We start from the raw sequence: 8,509 nt of genomic DNA, 5'->3' as shown, positions 1-8,509 counted from the left end.
ACGAGCGAGGATTTGAAGCGATAGCAAGGCTTTTGCAACCGAAATGCACAGATCCCTGTTTTCCTAAAAAATATTTTGACCACCTAAGTCAACTGAGCGTATTTAGGTCTTGTGATTGGTCGTATTGTCATCAGTTATGCTTTCATAGCAATGATCGGTGCTTTTCGCTACAGGGCTTTAAAAACTTTTATTGCATCAACATGGTTTGTTAATGGATTTACACATTGGCAAATTTCGTATCTTTGCTACAATTACATGGGAAAACAAAAAACATACGATACTGCCGTAGTGCAGGAACGGGCAATTTTAGTTGGAGTGGTTACACCTGGCGAAAAAGAAGCCCAAACGAAAGAATATTTAGATGAGCTGGCTTTTTTGGTTGATACAGCTGGAGGAAAGGTAGAGAAGGTTTTTACGCAAAAAATGCTTAAGCCGGAGCGTGCCACATTTGTGGGTACAGGTAAGCTGGAAGAAATTAAAGCTTACGTAAAATCAGAAGAAATTGATGTAGTAGTTTTTGATGACGAATTGTCGCCGTCGCAATTGCGTAATATCGATCGTGAGCTTGGGGTTAAGGTTTTGGATAGAAGTAATTTAATTCTCGATATTTTTGCCAACAGGGCCCAAACTGCACAGGCAAAAACTCAGGTAGAACTGGCACAATTACAATATGTTCTACCGCGTTTAACGGGTATGTGGACCCACCTGGAACGCCAGAAAGGTGGTATCGGAATGCGTGGCCCGGGTGAAACCCAGATAGAAAGTGATAGACGGATTATTTTAAATAAAATCTCTTTGTTAAAAGAGCGTTTAAGGAATATCGACCGTCAGAATGAAACGCAGCGCAAAAATCGTGGTCAGCTGATTAGGGTGGCCTTGGTTGGTTATACCAACGTGGGTAAATCGACCATTATGAACATGCTGTCGAAATCGGAAGTATTTGCAGAAAATAAATTGTTTGCCACTTTAGATACGACAGTTCGTAAAGTGGTGATCGAGAATTTGCCTTTTTTACTTTCTGATACCGTTGGGTTTATCCGCAAGCTGCCTCACCATTTGGTAGAATGTTTTAAATCGACGTTAGATGAAGTGCGTGAAGCTGATTTGCTGATTCATGTGGTTGATGTATCGCATCCAAACTTCGAAGATCAGATTAATACGGTTAATGAAACCTTAAAAGATATCGGCGCAATTGATAAAGACATGATTTTAGTCTTCAATAAAATTGATGCTTATGTTTCGCCAGAGGTTGATGATGAAGAGGATGATGGCAAGCTTACTTTAGAAGACTTCAAAAAAAGCTGGATGAGCCATGATAAAGTGCCGGTTTTGTTTATATCTGCTACAGAAAAAGAAAACCTGGAGGAGTTTAAAACATTATTGTACGATAAGGTTAAAGCTGCGCACGTGGCCAGATACCCGTATGATAGTAATTTATTGTATTGATAGCAAAGAAAGAATAATTTGTCGATTAATAATCAATAACCAATTTTCAATGATCAAACTGTAGCGATGAGCTTAGAAGGATGAGTAAATAAATAACCAAAAAAAAATGTCTTTTCAATTGTAATTTGGTAATTGTGATTTGATCATTGCTAATTGAATATTGTGATTTGTTTATTGTGATTTTTTAATGATCGCATTAAATATCAACATCAATTGATTTGCTTCACTCACTAAAAGTAATTTTGTAGGTTCCAGGTCTTTTTTATCTTCAATATCGATCAGGTTAAGCCAAAGTTTGGTTTCTTTTGCTTCTTTTCTGCAGACTTTTATCCTATAAATAAAATCTGCTTTGCTTAAAGATTCATTGGCTTCGATGTAATTTGCAGAAACAGAGCCAGAGGATCGGACAACTGTTTGATGTCTTGAATATTAATGATACTATGCGTAACCTTTTTGCAATATGACCTAACAGATTGAGCGAATAGAAAAGTTCTTTCTTCGAGATTAAAGTTTGTTCCGTTGCTCATTAATTAAATATAAGTATTTTTACAAAATGCTGAAGGAATACGATCAACTTCAGTTTAATATTTTTTTGAACTTTTATTATCTTTTCCATTTGATATTAATCGGCTATTGATGGTCTGATAATTGATTATTGGCTATTGATAATTTTAAAACCTTATCAATTTAATATTATCTACCTTGTATGGTTTGATAATTGATTATTGGTAATTGATAATTATAACATTATGGAGAGTAAACGTCAGCAGAAATTTGCAGGAGTATTACAAGAGGAGTTGGCACAGGTTTTTCAGCGCGAAGGTGCTGCATTTTTGCCTAATACATTGGTAACCATTACCCGCGTAAGGGTTTCGCCAGATCTGGCCGTAGCCAAAGTTTACCTGAGCTTTTTTAATACCAATAACACTACGCTTTCTATTAATACGGTTAATGCACATTCAGGCGAAATCAGATATAAACTGGGGAGCAGAATCCGTCACCAGGTAAGGGTGGTTCCAGAACTTACTTTCTTTGTGGATGACACGAACGAGTATGTTGAGCGTATGGATCATCTTTTTGATAAAATTGCCAAAGAGCCCAGACAAAAAGACGAAGACAGCGAATAATTTTTTGTGAGGAAGCTAAGGGAACCCGTTAATTTCTTCACACACTTTATCCCGGCATTAATTGCAATTCCGGCCGGCTACATATTGCTTCGGCAATGCAATACGCCTGTTGAATATACTGCTGCCTGGATTTATAGCATTGGCACCTTTATCCTCTTTGGTGTAAGTGCCATGTACCATGGTTATCCTGCTACTGATTATGGTGTGCGCTTTTGGCAAAAATTCGATCATTGCTGCATCTACCTGATGATAGCAGGCTCTTACACGCCAACTGCTTTACTGGTTTTTGATGGCTGGCTGCGATGGGGCTTGTTCGTCATTGTATGGATTATTGCCATTGTAGGCTGTCTGCTCAAAATCTTCAACCGGTTAAAAAGTACAGCCATATCGTTATCCATTTATATCTTAATGGGTTGTTTGATTGTTCCTTTGCTACAGAAAATGCTTGGGACTTTGCCCATCGGTGCAATTTTCTGGTTATTGCTTGGAGGCATTTTTTATATTGGCGGAACTTATTATTATGCGAAGGATAAACAGCTTTCCAGGTGGATGCACAGTCATGAATTATGGCATCTGTTTGTAATCGGCGGAGCTTTATCGCATTACATTTATAACTTCGTATATATCTTTAAATAATTTCAGATGCAAACTTTCGCTCAGGTTATTCAATCAAATGCTGCATTGATCCAAAAAGTTGTTGATTTTGATGTAAAACACGATCGGCTTCTGCCCTTGGATTTTACAGCGGCCAATACGGAATTAACAGACGAAATTTTAGATGATACCGATCTGTTTTCTAATTGGGTAAATGAAAAGCTGGCTAAAAACAATGCCCTTTATGGAATTGGCGGATACAACGAACACCGTACCATCTATTCGAGAAGCGTACATTTTGATACTGAAGAAGAACCCCGCAGGTTACATTTAGGTGTTGATATTTGGGCTCCGGTTGGAACACCTATCTATAATTTTTATGATGCTACCGTTCAGAGCTTTGCAAATAACAACAACTTTGGCGATTACGGCGCAACGATTATTTTAGCTTATGAAATAGATGGTTTTAAGCTTAATGCTTTATACGGGCATTTAAGTTTGGATTCGTTAAATGACCTTAAGGAAGGTAAATTCATCCCTGTGGGAGCCAAAATCGCAACCTTAGGCTCAAAAGAAGAGAACGGCTACTGGCCGCCACACCTTCATTTTCAATTGATCGAAAGTATGGGAGGACTAAAAGGAGATTATCCTGGTGTTTGTAAGTTTAGCGAAAGGGAAAAGTATTTAGCCAATTGCCCTGATCCGAATTTAATTTTAAGGAATACTTTTTATTAGTTTTTAACCACAAATATATTATAGATCTCTCCATTCCGCTACGCTACAGTCGAGATGACGGCTCTGTGATAAAGTTTATCGATGATTTTTCTGTGTTTCCGTGCCTCCGTGGCAATATGATGTTAGAAAATTTAACCACGAAGAACACAAAGTGGAAGGCACTGAGGCCACAGAGAGATTTGTTTGTGATGATGTGCTGCGAGGATCGTCAATGCTGAGAAGGCTTTTTCAACTGACAGCTTGTTCCGATTTTGGGGTAGCTATCTTACAACGATAGCCACCAGCTCGCGCTTTAAGGTTTCCGACTGCGCGGGATGACGATTTTACTATTTAAATTAATTTCTCATTTTCTCTGTGAAAAACTCGGTGTTCCTCTGTGGTAAAATGCTTTCAGCTTTTTTTAGTAAATTAGTACAATGAAACACCTGTTCACCATTAGTTTACTTTTCTGCTGTTCATGGGCCATTGGCCAGGTTCAGTTTAAATCTGGTAAAAGTGGTTTTACAAACTTCTTAAGGGAGAATACCATTTATCCTCAGTTTTCTAAAGATAATTGTATTCAGGGAACGGTAAACGTGAGCTTTAAGCTTAATGCACAAGGCAAGGTTTATTTCTCAAAAGTGAGCAAAGGAATACTGTCTGACCTGGATGAGGAAGCATTGCGGTTAGTGCGTTTAAGTAGCGGTAAATGGCAGGTTCCGGTGGGTTACGATACAACGGTTTCGATTATAGCACCCGTAAATTTTGTGCTATCGGGTTATAATTGTGAAGGGAAATCAAGCGAAGCCATTCAGGAAGCAATCCGCACTTATCTGGCTGAAGAAGGTTTAACGAATTCGGTAATTAATTTCTATAAAAACATCGATCAGGCAAAACCTGGGCAGGAAGCTCAGTTTATTGCCATTAAAAACCAGCTGTGCATTGATGATGAGTATCTGAGCGACCGGATAAAAATGGCGCTAAAGAAAATCAAACAAGGCGACAATCAAGGTGCCTGTGAGGATTTTTTATTTGTTAAATATATGGGGAGTAAAATGGCTGATGATTATTTAGCAAAGTATTGTAAGTAAATGAAAAACGCCAGCAGATTTTTTGCCTTATTGGATATGATCAGTATCCTGTTGCTTGCTAAACAGTTTTGGCAGATTTTAACACACCTTAACGAAATCCCCGATCAGATCCTTTCGCAGGCCAAAGTTATTTTACTGTTGCCTTTGTTTGTCTCGCTTTTTGTATCGGCAGCAGGTTTAATCTTATTTAAGAAATTCGGTTTTATTACCTATTATATTCAGTTTCCATTCCGTTTGGTGGTATGGGTGTTTTCTATTGGCTTTATTACTTATTTACCTGAAGTGTTAAACCTTGGCGAAAGGTGGTTTGATATTTTATTTCGGATCTGTTTCATTGCCGAATTCTTCAGATTGTATTTTACCATTAAAATTCACCGCTCATCTTTCTGATACACTAGGTAGAACCACCGTTATGGCTGCAGGGAGAATTTTTGCTTCTACAGTATTTACGCTGCCAATGTATTCTCCATCAACCTGGAAGTGAGCTTTGTGTTTCGAAGAAATCTTTACTTCAGCAGTTTGAAATACTTCTATTTTTTTAGGGTTGAAAGGTAATTTGGTGATCCAAATTTTTAAGATTTCAAGATAGGAGTAATCTTTTACCAAAACCACTTCGAAAAGTTCGTCGTCTAATTTTCCGTCTGGGTTTATCTTTAATCCGGAGCCATACATAGTTGCGTTGGCAATGGCTACCATGGCTGCTTTAGAGGTAATGGTTTCGTTTTTAAGTTTCAGTTGCACTTCCATTCTGCTGTGGTTCCATAAGGCATGCCAGGTGGCTTTTGCATAACCCCACATACCGCGCTGGGGCAGGGTATCAAATTTCTTCACCAGGTAGGCATTAAAACCTAAATCGGATAAATGAATGCAGATTTCATCGTTAAGTTTAACCACATGGATTTTTTGCAAACTACCTTCATCTAAAATGGCTAAAGCCAGTTCAATATCAGTTGGTATGCCTAATTCTTTCGCCATTCCATTAGCAGAGCCGGCAGGGATAATACCAATGGGAGTTTCGGTATGCAACATACATTCAGCTACCAGTTTTAAGGTGCCGTCGCCACCAACTGCTACCACACGATCTGCTTTTGAACTTTTAATCCGCTCCTTTATTTTTTCTAAAGAGCACTCTTTTGGTAGTTCAAAAAGATCGATTTCTGTATTTTTTGATTCGAAATGGGTAGAAATTACTTCCTTCAAGTTAATGTCATGACTGCCTGAGCCTGGGTTGATGATGAATAATAATTTCATGTGCTACCTAATGGTTTATACATCAACAAACAACTTTTGGTAAACTCTGTTTTAATACAGATGAATAAATCTGTTAGTGTTAAAGTATATCACGGCTATGGCCACACGCATAACCTGGTTGTTTATGGTCATGTTTTTAAACGCAAGGCGAAAACAAAGCAGGTTTATAGCAATAATTTGTTTATTAATATTGTACATCTTTTAAAGCTCTTTATCCTAAAACCTTATGCTTTTGTTGAGGTGCGTTTGCAATTTTTTGATCAGATTGTTTACAATAAAACCGAAGGAGATGGCTTTTTTAAGTTCGAATGGAAAGCCGGGCACGATGTGCCTGCAGGCTGGCATTTTGTAAAAGTGGAAGCTGTTGATAAAGACGGAACAGTTTTAAGTGCCGGAGAAGGCAAGGTATATGTGCCACACATTACGCAATATGCTTTTATTTCAGATGTGGATGATACCGTGATGATTTCTCATTCGGCAACTATAGGAAGAAGGTTGAGAGAATTGTTTATCAAAAATCCACATACGCGTAAAACCTTTCCGGATGCAGCCACCCACTACCAGCAATTGGCCCTGTCGCATACCGAAGCAGGTCAGCCCAATCCTTTTTTTTATGTAAGCAGCAGCGAATGGAACCTCTACGATTATCTGGTTGAGACTTTCAGGTTTAATAAACTGCCAAATGGTGCTTTCCTTTTAAATACCTTAAAACGATGGAAAGATTTAGTTAGAACAGGTAAAACGGGGCATGAGGGTAAATTGTTGAGGGTAATGCGGATTTTAGATGCCTTTCCTAATCAGAAGTTTGTGTTTTTTGGAGACAACTCGCAGCAGGACCCAACAATTTATTCCAAAATAGTGGAGAAATATCCTGAAAATATCGAAGCAGTTTATATCCGTAATATACGTCCTGAAAAAGAATTAGAAACAAGACAATTGCTTAAAAAAGTTGAAGATAAAGGGGTGAGTGCGTGTTTATTTAATAATAGTGAGGAAGCGATTGAACATTCTAAATCCATAGGGCTTATTCAGTAGTTTTTGGAGCGCAATTGTTGTGCGCTTCGGTCGCGGTAGTCCCGCTTTCCTTCCTGCCCCGATGAAATATCGTGGGCATCCATTCAATCGGGGCTAAGCACAGTATTTTTTGCCAATGGGAACAGGCCAAAGTTCAATAAACCTGACAGGAGCGGGCACCGAACGCAGAGCGGTAAAGCGGATGGCAGGACTTTCTGATCCGATAAACACAGAACCCTGCTTTTCAAAAATACAAGAGATATACGACGAAATGTCGTGATTGCAAGGCTGGGATTGGGAGAGCTGAAGCAATCTTATATGTAATTGACAATTGAAATTGCTTCGTCGGCTGAAAAGCCTTCTCGCAATGACGAATAAGTCGTAGAAATGACGGAACTACCTGGATTTATTCAGATTAAGAAATCGATTTCCCAAACGGTGTAAAAGCTAAATTCATCAATTTAAAATGCTGGCGGCCGAATGGAATACCAACAATGGTAATGCAAAGCAGGATTCCGAAAAACAAATGGGTTAAAGCTATCCAGAAACCACCGCATAAAATCCAGATCAAATTCATGACGGTAGACAGGCAGCCCGTATTCGAAGATGTATCGGTTATTTTAACGCCAAAAGGAGCCAGGCCTACAATGGCAAATTTAAAACATTGAATGCCAAAAGGAATTCCTACAATGGTTAGGCAAAGGATTAAGCCTCCGATAATGTATTCAAAGAAAATAAAGATACCACCAAAAATAATCCAGATAATATTGCCTAAAAAGTTCATTGTGTTTTTAGTTTAAGATTTAATACGGAGAATTTTGTTACAGCCTGTTAATGCTTTCTGCTTGTTTTCTTCGTAATTTAGAATCACACACAAATGAAACACAATATGAAAAAAATTATTCTTGCTGCGACATTCGTCGCTTGCTTTGGACTGTCGCGTGCCAAAGCCCAAAATGTAAATGGCGTGAAATTGACCGATATCCATGTGGACTATATCCAGATTCGGGCAACAAAGAGTTTTTTAGCAGACAAACAATGGATAGCGTTGGAGTACGGGCAAAAGGTTGGCGATTATAGCGAACAGTACATCAGAGATGATAATGATAAAAAACTCGAATTTAATTCAGCAATTGATGCGGTGAATAAGATGAAAGCTTACGGATATGCGTTGTTTAGTGTTTACACAGAGCAGGTAGACCAGTCATCAAACCGGCCTGTATACGTATTGAAAAGAAAATAAATAAAAAAGAAGTCAAGTTTGATAGCCAG

At 38.4% G+C, this 8,509-nt stretch carries 10 protein-coding genes and 1 pseudogene; 8 read left to right on the top strand and 3 right to left on the bottom strand.

Translation table 11 applies throughout. The annotated features are described in order from the left end of the window. The first annotated feature begins 255 nt into the window (after positions 1–255). The gene (gene hflX, locus IM793_RS11350; RefSeq protein WP_057931523.1) at positions 256–1,446 is read left to right on the top strand and encodes a GTPase HflX; all 1,191 of its coding nucleotides are present in this window, start codon (positions 256–258) and stop codon (positions 1,444–1,446) included. A 171-nt stretch (positions 1,447–1,617) separates the two neighbouring features. Here the strand turns inward: hflX and IM793_RS25125 are convergent. Further along, positions 1,618–1,848 (bottom strand): annotated as a pseudogene (locus IM793_RS25125) (four helix bundle protein); the annotation flags it as partial. A 347-nt stretch (positions 1,849–2,195) separates the two neighbouring features. Here IM793_RS25125 and rbfA point away from each other — a divergent pair. From rbfA to IM793_RS11320, 5 genes are all read left to right on the top strand, one after another. Continuing rightward, the gene (gene rbfA / locus IM793_RS11340) at positions 2,196–2,573 is read left to right on the top strand and encodes a 30S ribosome-binding factor RbfA (RefSeq protein ID WP_029274533.1); all 378 of its coding nucleotides are present in this window, start codon (positions 2,196–2,198) and stop codon (positions 2,571–2,573) included. A gap of 6 nt (positions 2,574–2,579) precedes the next feature. Beyond that, complete coding sequence (locus IM793_RS11335; RefSeq protein ID WP_193421359.1) at positions 2,580–3,209, top strand: hemolysin III family protein; 630 nt, start codon at positions 2,580–2,582, stop codon at positions 3,207–3,209. Positions 3,210–3,215: 6 nt separating this feature from the next. Further along, positions 3,216–3,902: a peptidoglycan DD-metalloendopeptidase family protein gene (locus IM793_RS11330; protein WP_193421357.1), complete on the top strand. Its 687-nt coding sequence runs from the start codon at positions 3,216–3,218 to the stop codon at positions 3,900–3,902. 416 nt (positions 3,903–4,318) lie between these two features. Continuing rightward, positions 4,319–4,972 carry a TonB family protein gene (locus tag IM793_RS11325; protein WP_193421355.1) on the top strand — a complete coding sequence of 218 codons (654 nt, stop codon included), beginning with the start codon at positions 4,319–4,321 and terminating at the stop codon, positions 4,970–4,972. Next, positions 4,973–5,362, top strand: coding sequence for a hypothetical protein (locus tag IM793_RS11320; RefSeq protein ID WP_132399345.1), 390 nt, complete (start codon positions 4,973–4,975; stop codon positions 5,360–5,362). On the opposite strand, the gene IM793_RS11315 is transcribed toward IM793_RS11320, so the two are convergent. After that, on the bottom strand, positions 5,351–6,223 hold the full coding sequence (locus IM793_RS11315; RefSeq protein ID WP_193421353.1) for a diacylglycerol kinase family protein: 873 nt from the start codon (positions 6,221–6,223) through the stop codon (positions 5,351–5,353). The two genes, IM793_RS11320 and IM793_RS11315, sit on opposite strands and share 12 nt — an antisense overlap. Before the next feature lie 60 nt (positions 6,224–6,283). Between IM793_RS11315 and IM793_RS11310 the strand changes: the two genes are divergently transcribed. Next, positions 6,284–7,258 (top strand): App1 family protein, encoded by a 975-nt coding sequence (locus IM793_RS11310; RefSeq protein WP_193421351.1) that lies wholly within the window; start codon positions 6,284–6,286, stop codon positions 7,256–7,258. 394 nt (positions 7,259–7,652) lie between these two features. Here the strand turns inward: IM793_RS11310 and IM793_RS11305 are convergent, their stop codons facing one another. Continuing rightward, on the bottom strand, positions 7,653–8,021 hold the full coding sequence (locus IM793_RS11305) for a YccF domain-containing protein (RefSeq protein WP_121284390.1): 369 nt from the start codon (positions 8,019–8,021) through the stop codon (positions 7,653–7,655). A 105-nt stretch (positions 8,022–8,126) separates the two neighbouring features. Here IM793_RS11305 and IM793_RS11300 point away from each other — a divergent pair, with 105 nt between their 5' ends. Continuing rightward, complete coding sequence (locus IM793_RS11300) at positions 8,127–8,480, top strand: hypothetical protein (RefSeq protein ID WP_193421349.1); 354 nt, start codon at positions 8,127–8,129, stop codon at positions 8,478–8,480. Positions 8,481–8,509 lie beyond the last annotated feature (29 nt).

Origin of the sequence: Pedobacter sp. MR2016-19 (genome assembly GCF_014947265.1) — a bacterium.
In the GTDB taxonomy this organism is placed as follows: domain Bacteria; phylum Bacteroidota; class Bacteroidia; order Sphingobacteriales; family Sphingobacteriaceae; genus Pedobacter.
This window is presented reverse-complemented; position numbering and strand designations above follow the sequence as displayed.

Coding starts and splice junctions, on each gene's coding strand:
- IM793_RS11310 (WP_193421351.1), top strand. CDS start 6,284: ATGAATAAATCTGTTAGTGTTAAAGTATATCACGGCTATGGCCACACG.
- IM793_RS11320 (WP_132399345.1), top strand. CDS start 4,973: ATGAAAAACGCCAGCAGATTTTTTGCCTTATTGGATATGATCAGTATC.
- hflX (WP_057931523.1), top strand. CDS start 256: ATGGGAAAACAAAAAACATACGATACTGCCGTAGTGCAGGAACGGGCA.
- IM793_RS11305 (WP_121284390.1), bottom strand. CDS start 8,021: ATGAACTTTTTAGGCAATATTATCTGGATTATTTTTGGTGGTATCTTT.
- IM793_RS11325 (WP_193421355.1), top strand. CDS start 4,319: ATGAAACACCTGTTCACCATTAGTTTACTTTTCTGCTGTTCATGGGCC.
- IM793_RS11330 (WP_193421357.1), top strand. CDS start 3,216: ATGCAAACTTTCGCTCAGGTTATTCAATCAAATGCTGCATTGATCCAA.
- IM793_RS11300 (WP_193421349.1), top strand. CDS start 8,127: ATGAAAAAAATTATTCTTGCTGCGACATTCGTCGCTTGCTTTGGACTG.
- rbfA (WP_029274533.1), top strand. CDS start 2,196: ATGGAGAGTAAACGTCAGCAGAAATTTGCAGGAGTATTACAAGAGGAG.
- IM793_RS11315 (WP_193421353.1), bottom strand. CDS start 6,223: ATGAAATTATTATTCATCATCAACCCAGGCTCAGGCAGTCATGACATT.